This window comes from Streptomyces sp. NPDC059371 (assembly GCF_042751995.1).
Lineage (GTDB): Bacteria > Actinomycetota > Actinomycetes > Streptomycetales > Streptomycetaceae > Streptomyces.
On sequence record NZ_JBHYXD010000011.1, the window covers coordinates 6,287 to 27,006 of the forward strand.

General features: G+C 71.8%; 13 protein-coding genes. 6 read left to right on the forward strand and 7 right to left on the reverse strand.

Translation table 11 applies throughout. The annotated features are described in order from the left end of the window. Nucleotides 1–88: 88 nt before the first annotated feature. Nucleotides 89–1,753 (reverse strand): M4 family metallopeptidase, encoded by a 1,665-nt coding sequence (locus tag ACFXGX_RS09165; protein WP_384786955.1) that lies wholly within the window; start codon nucleotides 1,751–1,753, stop codon nucleotides 89–91. Between the two features lie 308 nt (nucleotides 1,754–2,061). Further along, on the reverse strand, nucleotides 2,062–4,125 hold the full coding sequence (locus ACFXGX_RS09170; RefSeq protein WP_384786958.1) for a M4 family metallopeptidase: 2,064 nt from the start codon (nucleotides 4,123–4,125) through the stop codon (nucleotides 2,062–2,064). A gap of 588 nt (nucleotides 4,126–4,713) precedes the next feature. Between ACFXGX_RS09170 and ACFXGX_RS09175 the strand changes: the two genes are divergently transcribed. Next, nucleotides 4,714–5,496, forward strand: a complete 783-nt coding sequence (locus tag ACFXGX_RS09175) for a TNT domain-containing protein (RefSeq protein WP_384786960.1) — start codon at nucleotides 4,714–4,716, stop codon at nucleotides 5,494–5,496. Nucleotides 5,497–5,587: 91 nt separating this feature from the next. Continuing rightward, nucleotides 5,588–5,998 carry a hypothetical protein gene (locus ACFXGX_RS09180; RefSeq protein WP_384786963.1) on the forward strand — a complete coding sequence of 137 codons (411 nt, stop codon included), beginning with the start codon at nucleotides 5,588–5,590 and terminating at the stop codon, nucleotides 5,996–5,998. A 37-nt stretch (nucleotides 5,999–6,035) separates the two neighbouring features. Here the strand turns inward: ACFXGX_RS09180 and ACFXGX_RS09185 are convergent, their stop codons facing one another. The 5 genes from ACFXGX_RS09185 to glgX all read right to left on the reverse strand — a co-directional run bounded on the left by ACFXGX_RS09185 (nucleotide 6,036) and on the right by glgX (nucleotide 16,041). After that, on the reverse strand, nucleotides 6,036–7,793 hold the full coding sequence (locus ACFXGX_RS09185; protein WP_384786966.1) for an ABC transporter ATP-binding protein: 1,758 nt from the start codon (nucleotides 7,791–7,793) through the stop codon (nucleotides 6,036–6,038). Then, the gene (locus ACFXGX_RS09190; protein ID WP_384786968.1) at nucleotides 7,790–9,562 is read right to left on the reverse strand and encodes an ABC transporter transmembrane domain-containing protein; all 1,773 of its coding nucleotides are present in this window, start codon (nucleotides 9,560–9,562) and stop codon (nucleotides 7,790–7,792) included. Before ACFXGX_RS09190 ends, ACFXGX_RS09185 begins: the two co-directional genes overlap by 4 nt. Nucleotides 9,563–9,657: 95 nt before the next feature. Then, nucleotides 9,658–11,523, reverse strand: coding sequence for an ABC transporter ATP-binding protein (locus ACFXGX_RS09195; protein ID WP_384786973.1), 1,866 nt, complete (start codon nucleotides 11,521–11,523; stop codon nucleotides 9,658–9,660). Beyond that, nucleotides 11,520–13,373 (reverse strand): ABC transporter ATP-binding protein, encoded by a 1,854-nt coding sequence (locus ACFXGX_RS09200; RefSeq protein ID WP_384786976.1) that lies wholly within the window; start codon nucleotides 13,371–13,373, stop codon nucleotides 11,520–11,522. The genes ACFXGX_RS09195 and ACFXGX_RS09200 overlap by 4 nt, the downstream gene beginning before the upstream one ends. Nucleotides 13,374–13,704: 331 nt before the next feature. Continuing rightward, entirely contained in the window at nucleotides 13,705–16,041 is a 2,337-nt protein-coding gene (gene glgX, locus ACFXGX_RS09205; RefSeq protein WP_384786979.1) for a glycogen debranching protein GlgX, read from the reverse strand. A 151-nt stretch (nucleotides 16,042–16,192) separates the two neighbouring features. On the opposite strand from glgX, the gene ACFXGX_RS09210 reads away from it, so the two are divergent. From ACFXGX_RS09210 to ACFXGX_RS09225, 4 genes are all read left to right on the forward strand, one after another. Beyond that, nucleotides 16,193–17,422 carry an Ig-like domain-containing protein gene (locus ACFXGX_RS09210; RefSeq protein ID WP_384786982.1) on the forward strand — a complete coding sequence of 410 codons (1,230 nt, stop codon included), beginning with the start codon at nucleotides 16,193–16,195 and terminating at the stop codon, nucleotides 17,420–17,422. A 168-nt stretch (nucleotides 17,423–17,590) separates the two neighbouring features. Next, nucleotides 17,591–18,838, forward strand: a complete 1,248-nt coding sequence (locus tag ACFXGX_RS09215; RefSeq protein ID WP_384786985.1) for an Ig-like domain-containing protein — start codon at nucleotides 17,591–17,593, stop codon at nucleotides 18,836–18,838. Between the two features lie 91 nt (nucleotides 18,839–18,929). Next, nucleotides 18,930–19,697, forward strand: a complete 768-nt coding sequence (locus ACFXGX_RS09220) for an enoyl-CoA hydratase/isomerase family protein (RefSeq protein ID WP_384786988.1) — start codon at nucleotides 18,930–18,932, stop codon at nucleotides 19,695–19,697. A 345-nt stretch (nucleotides 19,698–20,042) separates the two neighbouring features. Further along, on the forward strand, nucleotides 20,043–20,546 hold the full coding sequence (locus tag ACFXGX_RS09225) for an ATP-binding protein (protein WP_384786991.1): 504 nt from the start codon (nucleotides 20,043–20,045) through the stop codon (nucleotides 20,544–20,546). The last annotated feature ends 174 nt before the right edge of the window (nucleotides 20,547–20,720 follow it).

Here is a 20,720-nt window from a genome sequence, read left to right on the forward strand (position 1 = left end):
GCGCGCGCGCGCCCGCGGGCCCGCCCGGGGGGCGCCCCCCCGCCCGCCGGGGGGGCGGGCCCCCCGCCTCGGTTCGATTACGTTCGTGCTAGCTGACGTTGACCGCGGTCCAGGCCGCCGCCACCGCGTTGTACTGGGTGCTGCCGGAGCCGTACAGCGCCGCCGCCGCCGACAGGGTGCCCGTGCGGGCGGACTTGTAGTTGGTCGAGGACGTGAAGTACGTCGTCAGCGCCTTGTACCAGATCTGCAGCGCCGCGGCCCGGCCGATGCCGGTGACCGTGGAGCCGCTGTACGTCGGCGAGTTGTAGCTGACTCCGTTGATCGTCTTGGCGCCACTGCCCTCCGAGAGGAGGTAGAAGAAGTGGTTCGCGACGCCGGACGAGTAGTGCACGTCGAGGTTGCCGACGCTGGAGGACCAGTAGTTGGCGGAGCCGCCGTCCTTGCTGGGCTGGTCCATGTAGCGCAGCGGGGTGCCGTCGCCGTTGATGTTGATCTTCTCGCCGATGAGGTAGTCGCCCACGTCGGAGGAGTTCGCCGCGTAGAACTCGACACCGGTGCCGAAGATGTCCGAGGTGGCCTCGTTCAGACCGCCGGACTCGCCCGAGTAGTTCAGGCCGGCGGTGTTGGCGGTGACGCCGTGGCTCATCTCGTGGCCGGCCACGTCGAGCGAGGTCAGCGGGTGCGTGTTGCTGGTGCCGTCGCCGTAGGTCATGCAGAAGCAGCTGTCGTCCCAGAACGCGTTGACGTACGCGTTGCCGTAGTGGACGCGTGAGTACGCTCCGACGCCGTTGTTCTTGATGCCGCTGCGACCGAAGGTGTTCTTGTAGAAGTCCCAGGTCGCCTGTGCGCCGTAGGCGGCGTCGGCGGCCGCGGTCTGGTCGGTGGTGGAGCTGGAGGCCGCGCCGGTGCCCCAGACGTCGTCCGCGTCGGTGAACAGCGTGCCCGCGGAGGAGCTCGTGCCGTGCGACTTGTTGTACGTCTTGTGGCTGCCGCGGGTGCTGTCGGTGAGGCTGTAGGTCGAGCCCGACAGGGTCGAGTTGAGGGTGACCGTGCCCGAGTAGAGGGTCTTGCCGGTGCCGGTCTCGATGCCCTGGTACTCGTAGAGCTTCTTGCCGGTGGCCGCGTCGGTGATGACGTGCAGCTCGTTGGGGGTGCCGTCGTCCTGGAGGCCGCCGACGACGGTCTCGTAGGCGAGGGTCGGCTTGCCGGTGGCGGCCCAGATCACCTTGCGGGGAGCCTGGTCGGCGGCGGTCTTGGCCGAGCCCGCGTCCTTGGCGGCGGTCAGCGCCTGCTTCTCGGCCTTGGCGGTGGTGACCAGCGGCTTGAGCGAGGCGACCTTGATGGCCGTCCTGGTCGCACGGGTCACGCCCTCGGCCTTGCCGGCCTTGCTCTCGTGCACGACGAGGTCGCCGCCGAGGACCGGAAGTCCGTTGTACGTGCGCTCGTAACGGGTGTGGACCGTGCCGTCGGCATCCTTGACGACGTCTCTGACGACGAGCTTCTCCTTGGCACCGAGGCCTATTCGCCGGGCCGTCTCCGTCTTGGCGGCGTCGGCCTTCTGGATGAGCGCGGTGCGGGCGGAGGTGGAGAGCTGGACCGGCGACGCGGCGAGGGGGGTGACCCGGCCGGCGGGGGACGCCTCGGTCTGGGCGGAAGCTCCGGTGGTCAGACCGGTGGTGAGCAGGGCTCCGGCGGCGACAGCGGTGGCGATGGCCAGAGTGGTGCGCTTGTGACGCGCGTAGAGGGGGGTCACGCAAGCTCCTTCGTGTGGGGACGTCCGAACGGCGTGGGGGCCGGATGGACGGTTGGGAAGTTGCGGTGCGGGTGAGCCGTGCGGGTGAAGCGTGCCACCCCGGCCGCGTACATGTCAGGAGCCCATAAAGACCTTGGCCGAAAATCGTCGATCGGGTGAACACTTGTGTTCCCGGGGTGCGAGCCGGCCCGTGCCAAGGGCCGGTCGGCGCAAACTCCCTTTCGGGCAAAGGAGGGCGCCGCCCCGGGGAGTCGAACCTCCGGGGCGGCGCCCTGGCGCACCGCTCGCGCGCGGACTTCCGGCGCGGCCTACGGGAAGGTGAGCTTCCAGCTGTTGATGTAGCCGGTGTCCTGGGCCGCCTTGTCCTGGACCTTCAGTTTCCAGGTGCCGTTGGCGACTTCGGAGGACGCGTCGACCGTGTAGGTCGCGTTCACGTTGTCCGCCGAGTCGGACGAGCTGGTGCTCTTCAGGCGGTAGGTCGAGCCGTCGGGGGCGACCAGATCGATCTGAAGGTCGCCCCGCCAGGTGTGCACGATGTCCACCGCGACCGCGAGGTTCGACGGGGCGTTGCCGGTACGGCCGCTGACCGTGATCGACGAGGTGACCGCCGCTCCGTTGTCCGGAATCGATACGTCGGCCGTGTTCTCGAACGACGTACCGCCTCCGCCGCCACCGCCCGGCCGTGAACCGACGCTCACGGCGGCCCAGGCGTTCTGCACCGCCGTGTACTCGGCGCTCGTCGTGCCGTACAGCTCGCCCGCTGCCGCGAGCGTGCCCGTGCGGGCCGACGCGTAGTTGGTGGTCGAGGTGAACTTGGTGGTGAGCGCGCGGTACCAGATCTGCAGCGCCTTGTCGCGGCCGATGCCGGTGACCGGAAGCCCGTCGGAGGTGGGCGAGTTGTAGCTGACGCCGTTGATGACCTTGGCGCCGCTGCCCTCGCTCAGCAGGTAGAAGAAGTGGTTGGCGACACCCGACGAGTAGTGCACGTCGACGTTGCCGACGCCGGAGTACCAGGAGTCCTTGGAGGCGCCGTCCTTGCTCGGCTTGTCCATGTAGCGCAGCGGGGTGCCGTCGCCGTTGATGTCGATCTTCTCGCCGATGAGGTAGTCGCCCACGTCGGTCGAGTTGTTGGCGTAGAACTCCACGCCGGTGCCGAAGATGTCGGAGGTCGCCTCGTTCAGACCGCCGGACTCGCCCGAGTAGTTGAGGCCCGCCGTGTTGGAGGTGACGCCGTGGCTCATCTCGTGGCCGGCCACGTCCAGCGCGGTCAGCGGGTCGGCGTTCCCGGACCCGTCGCCGTAGGTCATGCAGAAGCAGCCGTCGTCCCAGAACGCGTTGACGTACGCGTTGCCGTAGTGCACGCGGGAGTAGGCTCCGACGCCGTTGTTCTTGATGCCGCTGCGACCGAAGGTGTTCTTGTAGAAGTCCCAGGTCTCCGCGGCGCCGTAGTGGGCGTCCGCGCCGGCGGTGGCGGCGTTCGACGTGGTGCCGTTGCCCCAGGTGTCGCTCGTCTGGGAGAACAGCGTGCCGGTGCCCGACGAGCCGTGGTTCAGGTTGTACGTCTTGTGGCCGCCGCGCGCGCCGTCGGTCAGCGTGTAGTTGGAGCCCGACTGCGTCGTCGTCAGGGTCACCTGGCCGCTGTACTGGGTGTTGCCGATGCCGGTCTCGATGCCCTGGTACGCGTAGAGCTTCTTGCCGGTGGCCGCGTCGGTGATGACGTGCAGCTCGTTGGGGGTCCCGTCGTCCTGGAGGCCGCCGACGACGGTCTCGTAGGCGAGGGTCGGCCTGCCGCTCGCGGCCCAGATCACCTTGCGGGGCGCGCGGTCGGCCGCGGTGTTCTTCGAACCGGCGGCCCTGGCGGCGGCCAGTGCCTGCTTCTCCGCCGTGTCCGCGGCGACCACGGGCTTGAGCTCGGCGACCTTCAGGGACGCCTTCGTGGCCTTGTAGACGTGCCCGGTCCTCCCGGACTTGGAGGTGTCGACGACCAGGTCGCCGCCGAGGACCGGCAGTCCTTCGTACGTCCGCTCGTAGCGGGTGTGGACGGTGCCGTCGGCGTCCTTCATGACGTCACGGGCGACGAGGCTCTCGCCGGCGCCGAGACCCAGGTCCCGGGCGGTCGTGGCCTTGGCCGCGTCGGCGTCGCGTATCAGCTCGGCGCGCTGCGAGGCGGTGAGCTTCATCGCGACGGCGCCCGGGTCGACCCGGCCCGCCCGGGGGGCCTGTTCGGGGGCGGCGCTGGCGGCGCCCGACTGGACGGCCGCTGCCAGCAGGGCGGTGACACCCACGAGGGCGACACCGGTGACGCGGCGCTTGGTGATGTGGGAGGTGCGTCTGTGGGGAGAACTGGTGCTCAACACTGACTCCTTCTGCATGGCCGCGGATCGCGCGGCCAGGGGAGACCGGACGATCGACGAAACCGTCCGGGCAGAACTGGACGTACGCGGAACCAGGTGCATGGGGTCGTTCGGCCCGGCACAGCCGACGTTGCTGTGAGGTGGCTGTGAAGTGGCCGAGGGAAGAGTGGCAGGAGATAACCCTTTCTGTCAGGACCGCGTCACAAAAATGGCCGGAAACGGTTCGTTGTCCGGTTAGTCATGTTCGATATACGGACTCGCCTTCGGATGTTCGTCCCGGCGTGCGGGGTGACGGTGTTTCGGCCAACCCTTCGGGGCGCCTCGGCGCACCCTTGCGCGAACTCCGGCCGGGCCGCCTCGGCGCACCCCTGCGCGAACTCCGGCCGGGCCGCCCGTACCGCCAGATGACCGGCCCGCCGTCAGCAACGGAATGAAGGCCAGACCCTTTCGGGGGCCTTCCGGCACGTCCGCTCGCCCGCTCCCCGCCCCCGCGGTTTGAGTGATCCCCGGCATTCCGGCCCGTACCCGGCGTCCCCGACCGGGCGAGGCGGTGCGATCCGGACAGGTACACCCGCAGGAGGTTTGGTGAGAAGGTCACATTGGTGTGTGAGCCTCGCGGCGCTGGGAGGCCTGGCCGGCTCCCTGATGCTCGGCTCCTCCGTCCCGGCCACGGCGTCCGCCCACCCCGACGACGGCCGCACGGCCGGCGCCGTCCACGCCCTGTCCGCCACCCCGGGGCCGAAGCCGGCCCCCGGGCATGTGAAGCCGGCGGACCAGCAGAACGCGTCCGACCCCTCGCGCGTGTGCAGGGGGCTCGTGCCGGACCCCGTCCCGCCGAGGCTGCGCCGCCTCTTCTTCTGCGGTGACTGGCGCCTCGGTCCCCGGCAACTGCCGACCAGGGGCATCCTGGGGCACATCCTCCACCGGTACGACCGCCTCGGCGGTCTCACCGCCGTGCGGTTCCTCGACAAGTGGTGGGACCCCACCGCCGACTCGGGCCAGGGCGACTGGCGTTACCCGCCGGACGACGGCTTCACCCACCGCAACGGGACGGTGATCGCCGCCCCGCTCCTCCTCCACGCGGGCCTGCGGCTCGACCGCTTCGGCAGCGAGGCGGGCCGCTTCCTGGCCCCGGAGGGCACCAAGTACGGCAAGCGGGTCATCCCGCCGTCGAGCCTCAACACCTCGGACCCGCGCTACCCGTACAACTACCACTCCTACAAGCTGGCCAAGGACGTGACGGTCTGCGCGGGCCGGACCGCCCCCGGCTTCGAGCAGCCCGGCCTCGGCACCCAGTACGTGACGTCGAGCCGGTTCTGCCCGGACATCCCGCGCACGACGGTGGGGGACCTCGTGAGCAACGGCACGCTGGTGCGCACCAACGACTGACCACGCCCCTCTGACGGAGGCGTACGACCGCGCGCGGAAGCCGGCCCCGGCGACGACCGGGCCGGCTCCGCCCCGGCGGAAGGGGGATCGCATGGACCGGTTCGCGCTGTGCCGGGCCCTCGAAGCGGCCCGGGTTCCCGCCACGTCCTACGAGATCGTGGACTGTCCGGGCCGCCATTTCGCGGCCGACCGCTACTTCCTCGACGGCCACGAGGGCGACTGGACCGTGGGCGTCCACGAGCGGGGGGCCCGCCAGGTCTTCGAGCGGTTCACCGACGAGGACGAGGCCTGCCGGTGGATCCACGACCGGCTCCTCGGCGGGCAGCCGCCCGCCACCCCCGCCCCCGGAGAGCCGGCCGCCCCGCACCCGGATCCCGGGGCCCTGCAGCGCCAGGCCGACGACGACCTCGAAGCGGCCCTCACCGAACTGCTCCGCGGGACGGCCGGGAAACCCGGCGAGGAGCCCCCGGAAAGCGAGCCCCCGGAAAGCGGTCCCGAGTAGCTGGTGCCGTGCGCCCGGTCCGGTCAGCGGACGCGGTTCAGCCGGCGGAGGGGTCCCGGTCCCCGTGCCAGGAGTGCCACAGCGCCGCGTACGGCCCCCCGGCCGCCACCAGTTCGTCGTGCGTGCCCAGTTCGGACAGCCGGCCGTCCTCCATCACCGCCACCCGGTCCGCGTCATGGGCGGTGTGCAGCCGGTGGGCGATCGCGATGACGGTCCGGCCCTCCAGCACGGTGGCCAGCGCGCGCTCCGTGTGCCGTGCGGTCGTCGGGTCGAGGAGCGCCGTGGCCTCGTCGAGGATCAGGGTGTGCGGGTCGGCGAGCACCACCCGGGCCAGCGCGAGCTGCTGGGCCCGGGAGCCGTCGACGCGCATGGCCTGGGGCCCCAGTTCGGTGTCCAGCCCGTCCGGGAGGTCCCCGGCCCAGTCCTCCGCGCCGACCGCCGCGAGAGCGGCCCACAAGGCGGCGTCGTCGGCGTCCGGTTCGGCGATGAGCAGGTTGTCGCGGACCGTGCCGAGGAACACGTGGTGCTCCTGGGTGACGAGGACGACGTGCCGGCGAAGCTGCTCCGGGTCGAGGTCGACGACCGGCACCCCTCCGACCGTCACCGACCCGCTGCCCGGAGCGTCGACACCCGCCAGCAGTCTGCTCAGCGTGGTCTTCCCCGCGCCGGAGGGGCCCACGACGGCCAGCCGCTCCCCGGGCCGCACCGTCAGATCGACCCCGCGCAGCACCTCGCCGCCGCGCTCGTACGCGTAGCGCACGCCGGTGACGTCGATCCGGTCGTCCTCCGGTACGGGAGAGCCGGCCGGGACGGCGCGCGGCGCGCCGGCGAGCCCCTCCACGCGGGCGAACGAGGCGCCGCTGCTCTGCAGTTGCTCGACCTGGCCCAGGATCTGGTCGAGCGGTTCGGCGAGCCGGTGCAGATAGAGCGTCGCGGCGACCACGGTGCCGAGACTCAGCGTGCCCCGGGCGTGCAGCGCACCGCCCACCAGGAGGACCGCCACGACCGGCAGGACGTACGAGATCTCCACGGCCGGAAAGAACACATTGCGCAGGAACAGCGTCCGCATCCGCGTCACCCGGGACACCTCCAGCGCGTCCCGGCTCGCCCGCGTCCGGCGCTCGCGCAGCCCGAACGCCTCCACCGTACGGGCACCGGACGCGGTGGCCGCGAGGATCTCGGCGACCTCCGAGCCGGCGGCCCCCTGGGCGAGATACGCGCTACGCGCCCGGCGCAGATACCAGCGCAGCGCGAAGCCGATGCCGGTCAGTCCGAGGACCCCGCAGAGGCCGAGCAGCGGGTCGATGACGAAGACGGCGACGAGGACGAACAGCGCCTGTGCGCCGGAGATCAGGAGCTGGGGTCCCGAGTCGCGCAGGATGGTGCCCACCTCGGTGACGTCGGCGGTGGCGCGTGCCGTCAGATCGCCGGTGCCCGCCCGTTCCACGACCGACGCGGGCAGCGTCAGCGTCCGCTCCACGAACTCCTCGCGCACCCGCGCGAGGGTCCGCTCGCCGAAGCGGTAGCCGACATACGCGGCCCAGCGCGACAGCAGGAGCTGGACCAGCGCGGCCAGCAGGATGACGAGCGCCGGCCCGTCCACCGCCTCGACACCGGCGCCCCCGCGCACGTCGTCGATCATCCGCCCGAGCAGCCAGGGGCCGACCAGGCCGGCCCCGGCGGCCAGCACGTTGAGGGCGAGCACGGCGCCGAACACCCGCCCGTCCGCACGGATCAGCCGCAGCGCCGCCCGCCGCACCTCGGCGCGCCCCGCCACCGGCAGCCCGCCCGTCACAGCGCCACCTCCCCGTCCACGCCGGCACCCGGGCCCGCGTCTCCCGCGTCGTCCGTCTCCGTGTCCTCCTCCGGCTCCGCGTCGCGGGAGACCAGCGACCGGTATCCCGGTTCCGTCCGCAGGAGTTCGCGGTGGCTGCCGGTGGCCGCGGCCTTGCCGTCGACGAGGAAGCAGACGGTGTCCGCGTGGTCCAGCACGAGCGGCGACGTGCTCGTCACGACGGTCGTACGGTCCGTGCGGGCGGCGCGCAGCCGGGCCGCGACCGTCGCCTCGGTGTGGGCGTCGAGCGCCGAGGTCGGTTCGACGGCGAGCAGCACCTCGGGATCCGCGAGGAGCGCACGCACGAGACGGACCCGCTGCCGCTGGCCGCCGGACAGGTTCCGGCCCTGCGCGTCGACGGCCGCGTCGAGGCCGTCCGGCAGCCCGAGGACGATGTCGTCGGCCGCGGCCGCGCGCACGGCCCGGCCGATGGTCTCGTCGTCGGGATCCCGGCGCGCCCGGACGGACTCGCGCAGTGTGCCGGCGAACAGGTCGGCCTCGTTGTCGGCGACCAGGATCCGTTCGCGCACCTGGGGCAGCGCGAGCGCGTCGAGCCGTACGCCGCCCCAGGTCACGTCCGAGGCCGCGTACCGGCCGAGGCGGTCGACCACGGCCGCGGACTCTTCGGGGCGGGCCCCGGCCAGCACGGTCAGCCTTCCCGGGACCACGCGGACCCCGGACTCCGGATCGTGCAGCACCGCAGGGGACCCCGGGGCGTCGAGCGCGTCCGGCGGAGAGGCGACGGGCTCCAGGGACAGGAACCGTACGACGCGCCGGGCGGCGACCACGGCCCGGGAGAGTTCGTAGCCGCAGTCGATGAAGAAGTACACCGGCAGCACGAGGACCGCGACATAGCCGTACACGGAAACCAACTGGCCGATGGTGATGTCTCCCTGGGCCGCCAGCCGGGCCGCGAGCCAGGTCACCGCGGCCAGCAGGACGGTCGGCATGCCCACGCCCAGGGCCTGGATCCAGCTCGTCACCGCGCCGACCCGGTAGCCCTGTTCGCGCAGCTTCCGCGAGTCGCGGCGGAACGCGTCCGCGAACAGTCCCTTGCCACCGAGGCCGTTCAGGACGCGCAGACCGCCCGCGAGGTCGCCGACGCGCGCGGTCAGGACGGACTGCCGTTCGCGGTATCCCGTCTCCGTTCCCTGGAGGCGGACCGTCAGCGGCCCGACGAGCCCGGCCGTCAGCGGGACCCCGAGCAGGATCACCGCGGAGAGCTGCACCGAGACCGGCAGCAGCAGCGCGGCCACCACGCCGTAGGTGACGACGGCGGCCAGACCGGGCCCGACGACCGTCAGCGAGTTGCTGATCGTGCCCACGTCGCGGACACCGACCGTGACGATCTCCCCCGTGCCGGTCTGCCGCGAGAGCGCCGCGCCGAGCCGGGCCGCGTGCTCGACCACGAGCTTGACCGTGCGGAAGTTGGCGTCCATCCGGACCTTGGTCATCGTGCGGTGCCGCACGACACCCAGACCGGCGTTGAACGCGCCGGTGGCGAGCACGGCGGCCGTCCAGCCCGCCAGCGCGGCCCCGTCACCCGGCTCCAGCCCGTCGTCGATCGCCCGGGACAGGAGATACGGCGTCAGTGCCGTGAGCCCCATCCACACGGTGGAGACCACCGCGCCGGTGACCGACCGCTGCGCCTGCCGGGTGACCAGCCACCAAAGGAACCGCCAGCCGCCCCGGCGGTCCGGCGTCCCCGGATCCCCGTACGTGTCGATCATCAGCCTTCTTCCGCTCCCTCTTCCGCCCGCCGCCCGCGGGTCCGCCCGTCCGCCCGCGGTTTCACCTGCCGGCCCGCGGTTCCGCCCGTCCCCCGCTAGACGAGACTGTCCCGCCAGGCCCTGTGCAGGTCCGCGAAGCGGCCCGTGCCCGCGATGAGTTCGGCGGGCGGGCCGTCCTCGACGATCCGGCCGTGTTCCATCACCAGGACCCGGTCGGCGATCGCCACCGTCGACAGCCGGTGGGCGATGACCACCGCCGTACGGCCCCGCAGGACCGTCGACATGGCCCGCTGCACGGCCCGTTCGCCCGGGATGTCCAGGGAGCTGGTCGCCTCGTCGAGGATCAGGACCGCCGGGTCGGCGAGCAGCGCCCGTGCGAAGGCGACGAGTTGACGCTGGCCGGCGGAGATCCGGCCGCCGCGCTTGCGTACGTCCGTGTCGTAGCCGTCGGGCAGCGCGCTGATGAAGTCGTGCGCGCCGATCGCCTTCGCCGCCCGCTCGATCTCCTCGCGGGACGCCTCGGGGCGGCCGATCGCGATGTTCTCGGCGACCGTGCCCGAGAACAGGAACGCCTCCTGGGTCACCATCACGACCCCGCGCCGCAGTTCGGGCACCGCCAGCTCGCGCAGATCGACGCCGTCGAGCAGGACCCGGCCGTCGGAGGGGTCGTAGAACCGGGCCAGGAGCTTGGCCAGCGTCGACTTGCCGGCGCCGGTCGAGCCGACCACGGCCACCGTCTGTCCGGCGGGCAGGGTGAGCGAGAAGGAGGGCAGGACCTCCCCGCCGGTGCGATAGGCGAAGCGGACCCCGTCGAACACGACCTCGCGGCCGGGATGTTCGGAGGCGAGGGCCGGAAGCTCCCGGGGCGCGGACGGCTCCGGCACGGACGGCGTCTGGGCCAGCAGACCGGCGATCTTCTCCATGGAGGCCGCGGCGGACTGGTAGGAGTTCAGGAACATGCCGAGGCGGTCGATGGGGTCGTAGAGCCGGCGCAGATAGAGGACCGCCGCGGCGAGCACACCGAGCGCCAGCGAATCCGACGCCACCCGGTAGGCGCCCCACAGCACGATGCCCGCGACCGCCGTGTTGGCGACCAGACGGGAGCCGATGACATAGCGCGCCATCTCCAGCAGGGCGTCGCCGTTCGTCCGCTCGTGCCGCCGGTTGAGCACCCTGAACTCGGCCTCGTTGGCGGCCTCACGGCGGAACGCGCGCACCGGCCGGATGCCGTTCATCGTCTCCGCGAACTTCACGATCACCGCGGCGATCGTCGTCGAACGGACGGCGAAGATCTGCCCCGCACGGCGCTGGTAGCGGCGGATGAGCAGATACAGCGGCACGAAGGAGGCCACCGCGACCGCGCCCAGACCGGCGTCCAGCCAGAGAAGCATCGCCGAGATGTAGACGAAGGACAGGATGACGGTGACGAGTTCCTGGAGCCCCTCGCTGAGCAGTTCGCGCAGCGACTCGACGTCCGTCGTGGAGCGGGAGATCAGCCGGCCCGAGGTGTAGCGCTCGTGGAAGTCGACGCTGAGCGCCTGGGCGTGCCGGAAGATCCGGCCGCGCAGATCGAGCAGCACGTCCTGGTTGATCCGGGCCGAGGCGATGATGAAGGCGTACTGGAGCCCGCCGGAGGCCGCCGAGCACAGCAGGTAGACGGCGCCGACGGCGATCAGCGGCCCGTGGTCGTCCTGCCGGAACGCCGGTACGGCGCGGTCGATGGCGTACGCCACGAGCAGCGGGCCCGCCTGCACGGCCGCCTGCTGGAGCAGCAGCAGAACGGTGGTCAGGGCCACCCGGGCCCGGAGCGGGGCGAGCAGCGAGCGCAGCAGCGTCGCGGTCGCGCCCGGGGGAGCGGGCAGGGTGTCGTGGTCGAAGGGGTCCTGGTGCGGCTCGGGTGCCGAGGGCGGCCCGTCCTTCGGTTCCTTGTCCGGTGCGGTGGTCGTGGGCGCCGCCGTCATCGGCCCTCCTCCTCTGCGCCCGACATCAGGTGGGCGTATTCGGCATGGGTGCGCAGCAGTTCGTGATGGGTGCCGACCGCCGCGATCCGGCCGTCGGAGATCAGGGCCACCCGGTCGGCCAGCAGGACCGTGGACGGGCGGTGCGCCACGATCAGCGCGGTCGTCTCCGCCAGCACCCGGCGCAGGGCGGCCTCGACCGCCGCCTCGGTGTGCACGTCGAGCGCCGACAGCGGGTCGTCGAGCACCAGGAAGCGCGGGCGGCCGACCACCGCGCGGGCCAGCGCGAGCCGCTGCCGCTGCCCGCCGGACAGGCTGAGGCCCTGTTCGCCGACCTGCGTTCCCGTGCCCTGGGGCAGCGTGTGCGCGAAGTCGGCCTGCGCGACGGAGAGAGCGCGGTCCAGCTCGGTTCGGCCGGCGGTCTCGGGGGCGCCCATCAGGACGTTCTCGCCGACGGTGGCCGAGAAGAGGGTGGGTTCCTCGAAGGCGACGGCGACGAGTTCGCGCAGCTCCTCGCGGGGCATCCGCGTGATGTCCCGGCCGTCCAGGGTGATCCGGCCGGACGTCACCTCGTGCAGGCGGGGGACGAGCGCGGTGAGGGTGGTCTTGCCGGTGCCGGTGGCGCCGACGAGCGCCATGCTCTCGCCGGAGCGGACGTGCAGGTCGATGCGGGCCAGCACCGGGGGCGTGTCCGCGGGGGCGTCGGGATAGCGGAACTCGACACCGTGGAAACGCAGTCCGCTGTCGCCGTTGCTGTCGCCGTTGCCGTTGCCGTTGCTGTCGCCGACTCCGGCCGCGGGCAGGGCGGGCAGGGCGGGCAGGGCGGCGGCCGGGGCGGCCGTGCCGTCCGACTCCGGCGTCGCCCGCATGACCTCGAAGTACCGCTCGGTGGCCGTCGCGGCCTCCTGGCTCATCGCGAGGAGGAACCCGATCGAGTCGACGGGCCAGCGCAGCGCGAGCGCGGTCGACAGGAACGCCACCAGCGTGCCGGCGGACAGCCGGCCGTCGGCGACCTGGACCGTACCGAGGACGAGGGCCGCGCCGATGGCGAACTCGGGCAGGGTGACGATGACGCCCCAGATGGAGGCGAGCAGCCGGGCCTTGACCAGTTCCGTGCCGCGCAGCGTCCGGGACAGCTCGCGGAACGCCCTCGCCTGGCTGCGATGGCGGCCGAACCCCTTGATGATCCGGATGCCGAGCACACTCTCCTCGACCACCGTCGTCAGATCGCCGACCTGGTCCTGGGACCGCCGCGCCACCTCCGCGTAACGCCGCTCGAAGAACCAGCAGACGATCATGACGGGGACGGCGGGGGCGAGGAGCACCAGTCCGAGGGTCCACTCCTGGGCCAGCATGATGACGATGCCCGCGAGGATCGTCACGCCGTTGACCAGAAGGAAGGTCAGCGGGAACGCCAGGAACATGCGGACCAGCATCAGATCGGTGGTCGCCCGGGACAGGAGCTGGCCGGACGCCCAGCGGTCGTGGAAGGCGACCGGCAGGCGCTGCAGATGGCGGTACAGATCGGCCCGCATCCCGGCCTCGACCCCGGCCAGTGGGCGGGCCACCAGCCAGCGGCGCAGCCCGAACAGACCGGCCTCGGCGATGCCGAGCAGCAGCAGATACAGCGCCCCGAGCCAGACTCCCGCCGGATCGTGCCCCGCGACCGGACCGTCCACCATCCACTTCAGGATCAGCGGGAACACGAGCGAGAGACAGGAGGCGACGACGGCGACGACCGCCGCGCCGAACCATCTCGCCCGCACCGGGCGTACATAGGGCCACAGGCGCAACAGGCTGCGTACGGTCGAACGGTGGGGGTGGTCCTGGGCGGCTGCATCGGAGGTGGTCATCACGTGCGAGCCTACGTTTCACCACTGACAGTGCCCACCGAGTTTTCGGCGCGTCTGGACCGTCCGGAGTGCTTCGGAGCGGTCGTCCCGGGGGCTGCCGAGGGGGCGGTCGCAGCGCTGCTCCCGAGGGACGTCGCACGGCCGTATCAACCGATCGGACGATGCCGGTCCGAGCGCGACGGCCGATGCGACGGCGGCCCCTCGCCGCGACTCCCGGGGCATGCCGGTCATCGAGGTGAGCGGCCGGCTCGGCACCGGCTTCGGCGAGCTCCGCGGCGGCCGGAAGCGGCGCCTGCCCATCGCCCTCGCGCCTGTCGGCGGCCCGCGCGCTTCAGCGGACCTTCAGCAGCAGCACGGACCGCGCCGGCACCGTGATCGCCGTGCCCGCCCGGTGCGTGAGCGCGGGTGCCGCGGCCTGGTCCTCGCGCGAGGTGTCCACGACCACCTCGTACGCGGCGGCCCAGGGCGACCCCGGCAGCTCGAAGGAGGCCGGCCGGTCCCCGGCGTGCAGCACGGCGAGGAAGCTGTCGTCGACGACCGGGGCGCCCCGCGCGTCCCGTCCGGGGATGTCCCGGCCGGACAGATACATGCCGAGGGTCGCGGCGGGCGCGTACCAGTCCCGTTCCGTCATCTCGTCGCCCCGCGCGGTGAACCAGGCCAGATCGCGCAGTCCGTCGGCCGAGTGGGCCCGGCCGGAGAAGAACGCCCGGCGGCGCAGCACGGGATGCGCGTGCCGCAGCGCGATCAGACGGGACGTCAGCTCGAACAGGGCCCGCCAGCCGGGGTCGTCGAGCTGCGACCAGTCGACCCAGCTGATCTCGTTGTCCTGGCAGTAGGCGTTGTTGTTGCCCCGCTGGGTGCGCCCGAACTCGTCCCCGGCGACCAGCATCGGCACCCCCGTCGACAGGAGCAGCGTTGTCAGCAGGTTCCTCAACTGGCGCCGCCGCAGCGCCCGCAGGTCCTCGTCCCCGCTCTCTCCCTCCGTGCCGCCGTTCCAGGCCCGGTTGTCGTCGGTGCCGTCCCGGTTGCCCTCGCCGTTCGCCTCGTTGTGCTTGCGCTCGTACGACACGAGGTCGCGCAGGGTGAAACCGTCGTGCGCGGTCACGAAGTTGACGGAGGCGTACGGGCGCCGGCCGCCCCAGGCGTACAGGTCGCTCGACCCCGACAGGCGGTAGCCCAGATCCCGGACGTCGGGCAGCGCCCCGCGCCAGAAGTCCCGTACGGCGTTGCGGTAGCGGTCGTTCCACTCCGTCCACAGGGGCGGGAAGGCGCCGACCTGGTAGCCGCCGGAGCCCACGTCCCACGGCTCGGCGATCAGCTTGACCCGGCGCAGTACCGGATCCTGGGCGATGACGGCGAGGAACGGCGAGAGCATGTCGACGTCGTGCATGGACCGGGCCAGGGCTGCCGCCAGGTCGAAGCGGAACCCGTCGACGCCCATCTCGGTGACCCAGTAGCGCAGCGAGTCCGTGATCAGCCGCAGGACCTGTGGCTGCACGACGTGCAGGGTGTTGCCGCAGCCCGTGTAGTCGGCGTAGCGGCGGGCGTCCGGCTGGAGCCGGTAGTACCCCCGGTTGTCGATGCCCCGCAGCGACAGCATCGGGCCCAGTTCGTCCGCCTCCGCGGTGTGGTTGTAGACGACGTCGAGGATGACCTCGATGCCCGCCGCGTGCAGCGCCTGCACCATCCGCTTGAACTCGCCGACCTGCTGCCCCCTCGTGCCGGAGGCGGCGTAGCCCGCGTGCGGGGCGAAGTAGCCGATCGAGTTGTAGCCCCAGTAGTTCTTCAGGCCCCGGCGCAGCAGGTGGTCCTCGTGCGCGAACTGGTGCACCGGCAGCAGCTCCACCGCCGTCACCCCGAGGTTCACCAGGTGCTCGACGGCCGCCGGGTGCGCCAGTCCGGCGTACGTGCCGCGCAGCTCCTCGGGGATCGAGGGGTGCAGACGGGTGAATCCCCGCACGTGCAGTTCGTAGATGACCGAGTCCGCCCACGGGGTCTTGGGGCGGTGGTCGTCCGACCAGTCGTCGTCGTCCTGGACGACCACGCCCTTGGGGACGAGGGGCGCCGAGTCGCGGTCGTCGCGCACGGTGTCGGCGACCTGCTGCTGGGGCCAGTCGCGGACATGCCCGTACACCTCCGGCGGCAGGCTGAAGTCGCCGTCCACGGCACGGGCGTACGGGTCGAGGAGCAGCTTCGCCGGGTTCCAGCGGGCGCCGGTCCACGGGTCCCAGCGGCCGTGCACCCGGAAGCCGTAGCGGCGGCCGGGGAGCACTCCGGGCACGAAACCGTGCCAGATCTCGTGGGTGAGTTCGGTGAGCGGGACGCGGGTCTCGGTGCCGTCCTCGTCGAAGAGGCACAGGTCGACGGCCTCCGCGCCGCCGGCCCACAGGGCGAAGTTGGTGCCCGTGGTGCCGTCGGGACCGACCCGGAAGCGTGCTCCGAGCGGAGTGGGGGCACCCGGCCAGGCGCCGACGGGAGGCGCCGCGGGGTGCCGTGAGCCGTTCAGCGCGGGAGCGGCCGGCTCCGCCACCGGTTCCGCGGGCGCCGGTACGGCGGCGGGCGGTGCGGCGGCGGGCGGCCCCGCCGGGTCCGTGACGGTCTGCGCGGGCAGCCCGCCGCCCGCGGCGCGTCCCTCGTGGACCGCCTCCTGCTCGGGTGCGCTCGACACCGGTCAGCCTCCCACGGCTCGTGGAACGGCACGGAAAAGGGTGCGCGGCGTCCCGGCCGCGGCTCCTTGGCGCGTCGTCCTCCCCACTGTTCTGCCCAGAGCGTGGCTCGCACTCACGTTTCCCCGGAGGGGCGGCGTCGTTGGGTCCCTTGTGAAGCACGTACACACGCGCGCGCGGCGCGCAGGGGCCGCGCTGGCCGCCGTACTGACCTGGGCCGGCCTGCTGGCCGGAGCCTCCGGCTGCACCTCCGGCGGGATCTCGGACGGCATCGGGGAGGCGTTCGGCAGACCCCGGTCGCCCGAGGACGTCATCCACGTCTCGCCCGACGACCACACGAAGGGCGTACGACCGCAGGAGGCACTGCTGGTACGGGTGCCCGGCGGACGCCTGGAGTCCGTGAAGGTCGTCAAGTCCCAGGACGCCCGGGAGTCACCCGTACCGGGGCACATCAGCGCCGACGGCCTGTCCTGGAGACCGGACGACGCACGGCTCGCCCTGGCCGCCAAGTACACCGTGGACGCGGTGGCCCTGGACGGCGGCGGGCACCGTTCGGCACGGCACACCACGTTCACCACGGCAGTCCCCGACGAGCGGTTCATCGGGTACGTCACCCCGGAGGACCGCTCCGTCGTGGGCACCGGGATGATCGTCTCCCTGGAGTTCAACCGGGAGATCGAGAACCGGGCCGCCGTCGAACGCGCGATCCGTGTCGAGGCGCGGCCCGCGGTCGGGATCCGCGCGCACTGGTTCGGCGGCGGACGCGTCGACTTCCGTCCCGAGCACTACTGGAAACCGGGCACGAAGGTCACCGTTGCCCTCGGGCTGCGCGACGTCGAAGGATCACCCGGCGTGTACGGACTCCAGTCCCGGACCTTCTCGTTCACCGTCGGCCGCGACCAGCGGTCCCTCGTCGACGCCGGCGCCCACACCATGGAGGTACGCCGCGACGGCAACCTCCTCGCCACGGTGCCGATCACGGCCGGAGCGCCGAAGACGACGACGTACAACGGGAAGATGGTCGTCACCGAGATGCTCGAGGTGACCCGGATGAACAGCCGGACCGTGGGTTTCGGCGGTGAGTACGACATCCCCGACGTCCCGCACGCGATGCGCCTGACCGACTCCGGGACCTTCCTGCACGGCAACTACTGGGCGCCGGACGCCTTCGGCAACACCAACGTGAGCCATGGCTGCGTGGGCCTGCGGGACGTGAAGGGCGGCAGCTCCGACACCCCGGCGGGCTGGTTCTTCGACCGCAGTCTCATCGGGGACGTGATCGAAGTCGTGCACAGCAAGGACAAGAAGGTGGCCCCCGACAACGGACTCGGCGGCTGGAACATGGGCTGGCCGGAGTGGAAGGCCGGCAGCGCGGTCGACTGATCTTCGCTCCCCGGTGCAACCATCTTCGCGGTCGACGGTCCAAGTTGCGACGGAACGGTGACATTGACCTGACACGCAGCTCAAAACCGTGAGGTTAATATGCGCCAGTGATCGCGCGGGACGCGCTGGGGTGGGGGCCTGATCAGGCCTTGCGAGGGGAGAAAGACTGTGAACGTGCGACCGATATCGGGGGCGTCGGCAGGTGGACGCTCACGCGGCCGCAACAAGCGGTGGGCGGTGATCGTCGGCGGTGCGCTGCTGGCCGTCACGGCCTGCGGCGGTGGCGGGGGAACGGACTCGGGGTCCGGAGGGAAGGACAAGGACGGCAAGGGCAGCACCACCACGGAGAGCAAGCAGTCGGTGGCCGTCGTCACGATCGCGCCGAAGGCCGGCGCCAAGGACGTCGACACCAGCGGCACCCTCAAGGTCACGGCCAGTAAGGGCAAACTGGCCGAGGTCACCGTCAAGGACAACGAGGGCACGAAGATCGACGGCGAGATATCGGCCGACGGCAGCGGCTGGACGCCCGCCACACACCTCGCGGCGTCCACCAAGTACCAGGTACACGCGGTCGCGAAGGACTCCGAGGGCCGCACGGCGGCCGAGGACTCGTCCTTCACGACGCTGAGCCCGCAGAACACCTTCACCGGCAACTTCACGCCCGAGGACGGCTCCAAGGTCGGCGTCGGCATGCCGTTCTCGGTCCGCTTCACCCGGGGCATCACCAAGCCGGACGACGTCGAGAAGGCCATCAAGATCACGACCGAGCCGGCCGTCGACGTCCAGGGCCACTGGTTCGGCAACGACCGCCTCGACTTCCGGCCCGAGAAGTACTGGAAGGCCGGCACCAAGGTCACCGTGAAGCTGAACCTCGACGGCGTCGAGGGCCGCAAGGGCGTCTACGGCAAGCAGGCCAAGACGGTCTCCTTCACCATCGGCCGCGACCAGGTGTCCGTCGTGGACGCCAAGAAGCACACGATGAAGGTCATGCAGGAGGGCAAGGTCGTCAAGACCATCCCGGTGACCACCGGCAAGCCCGGCTACGCCACCTGGAACGGCCAGATGGTCATCAGCGAGAAGTTCACCGTGACCCGGATGAACGGCGACACGGTCGGCTACGACGGCGAGTACGACATCAAGGACGTCCCGCACGCCATGCGCCTGACCGGCTCCGGCACCTTCGTGCACGGCAACTACTGGGGCGGCGGCGCCTTCGGCAACTACAACGCCAGCCACGGCTGCATCGGCCTTCGGGACGTGCGCGGCGGCTACGACAGCGGCGTGCCGGCCGCCTGGTTCTTCAACCACTCGATGGTCGGTGACGTGGTGGTCGTGAAGAACTCCACCGACCCGACGGTCGACCCCGCCAACGGTCTCAACGGCTGGAACATATCCTGGGCCGACTGGACCAAGTGACGCCGATCGCGTGACCGTTCTCCACCGGGCCGGGGGTGCTGTGACTCAGCACACCCGGCCCGGTGCCGTTAACGGCCACTAACCTGCTTCCATGACTGTGCATCTCGAAGTGGCCGAAGGCGTGGGCATCATCCGCCTGGACCGCCCTCCCATGAACGCCCTGGACGTGGCGACGCAGGACCGCCTCAAGGAGCTGGCCGAGGAGGCCACCCGGCGGCCGGACGTCCGTGCCGTGGTGCTGTACGGCGGGGAGAAGGTGTTCGCGGCGGGCGCGGACATCAAGGAGATGCAGGCCATGGACCACGCCGCGATGGTCGTGCGGTCCAGGGCCCTGCAGGACTCCTTCACCGCCGTCGCCCGCATCCCCAAGCCCGTCGTCGCCGCCGTCACCGGATACGCGCTCGGCGGCGGCTGTGAACTGGCCCTGTGCGCCGACTACCGCATCGCCGGGGACAACGCCAAGCTGGGCCAGCCCGAGATCCTGCTCGGTCTGATCCCCGGTGCCGGCGGCACTCAGCGGCTCTCCCGGCTCATCGGCCCCTCCAAGGCCAAGGACCTCATCTTCACCGGCCGTATGGTCAAGGCCGACGAGGCACTCGCGCTCGGTCTGGTCGACCGGGTCGTCCCCGCCGACGAGGTGTACACCGCCGCGCACGCCTGGGCCGCCAGGCTCGCGCAGGGCCCGGCCATCGCGCTGCGCGCCGCGAAGGAGTCCATCGACGCGGGTCTGGAGACGGACATCGAGACCGGGCTGGCCATCGAGCGGAACTGGTTCGCGGGCCTGTTCGCGACGGAGGACCGCGAGCGGGGCATGCGGAGCTTCGTGGAAGAGGGCCCCGGCAAGGCGAAGTTCCTCTGATCCGTGCGCCGCGCCGGTCCGGGACACGGTGTCCGCCTCCCGGGCCGGCGCGGCCGCTCTCACCCTCGTCGTTCCCCCTCGGTCCACCCGCGGTTGACGCGGTGTCCGGCGGGCGTCCCTCGATGGGGCGCTTTATCGCAGGCTTAAGGCAGCCTTAAGCGAGCCTTGTCGAGAGGTGGTGGCGATTGCCCTCGGCGGGCCCGTTCCGGCAGGTCGGACGGGCTGTCGTCGGCTCCGAACTGCCGCTGGCATATGCCGATCGGATGGTGCGGAATGTCCCGTTCCGGGGGGTCCAATCCTCCGGAACGGCCCCGGAGGGGGCGCCGGACGGCCATGATGGGGGGCATGGCGGGGCTGGAGGGTATGGAACAGCCGCGGCGGCACGGAAGTGCGACCGCGGCGCGCTGGACACCTGCGGTCGAGGACGAACGAGCGCTCAAGGCACTGGAGTTGTTCGGCAATCCCACCGAGGGGGAGGTGCTGCTGCCGTCCCGCCCGGAGTCCGCGGCCACCGCGCGGCGGCTCGCCCAGGTCGTGGTCCTGCGGCACTGGGGCCAGTCCCCGAAGATGACCGAGGACGCGGTCTTACTCGTCTCCGAACTCGTGGGCAACGCCGTACGGCACACGGGTGCCCGCGTCTTCGGACTCCGGATGCGCCGCCGCCGCGGCTGGATCCGTATCGAGGTCCGTGACCCCTCCCGCGGCCTTCCCTGTCTCATGCCCGTCCAGGAACTGGACCTGAGCGGCCGGGGTCTCTTCCTCGTCGACAAGCTCTCCGACCGCTGGGGTGTCGACCTGCTGCCCCGCGGCAAGACCACCTGGTTCGAGATCCGCGTCGTCGACCGCTGACCCCCTCCGTCCGCCGGTCCGCTCCGTCCCCCGAGCCGCTCCGTCCGCCGGCCCGCTCCGTCCCCCGACCCGTTCCGGCCGGGCACGCGGAAGCCCCGGCCGCGTGGCAGCCGGGGCTTGCGGGATGTCGCGGAACGAATTGGGGTGTGAACCGCGCCACCGGCGACAACCGTG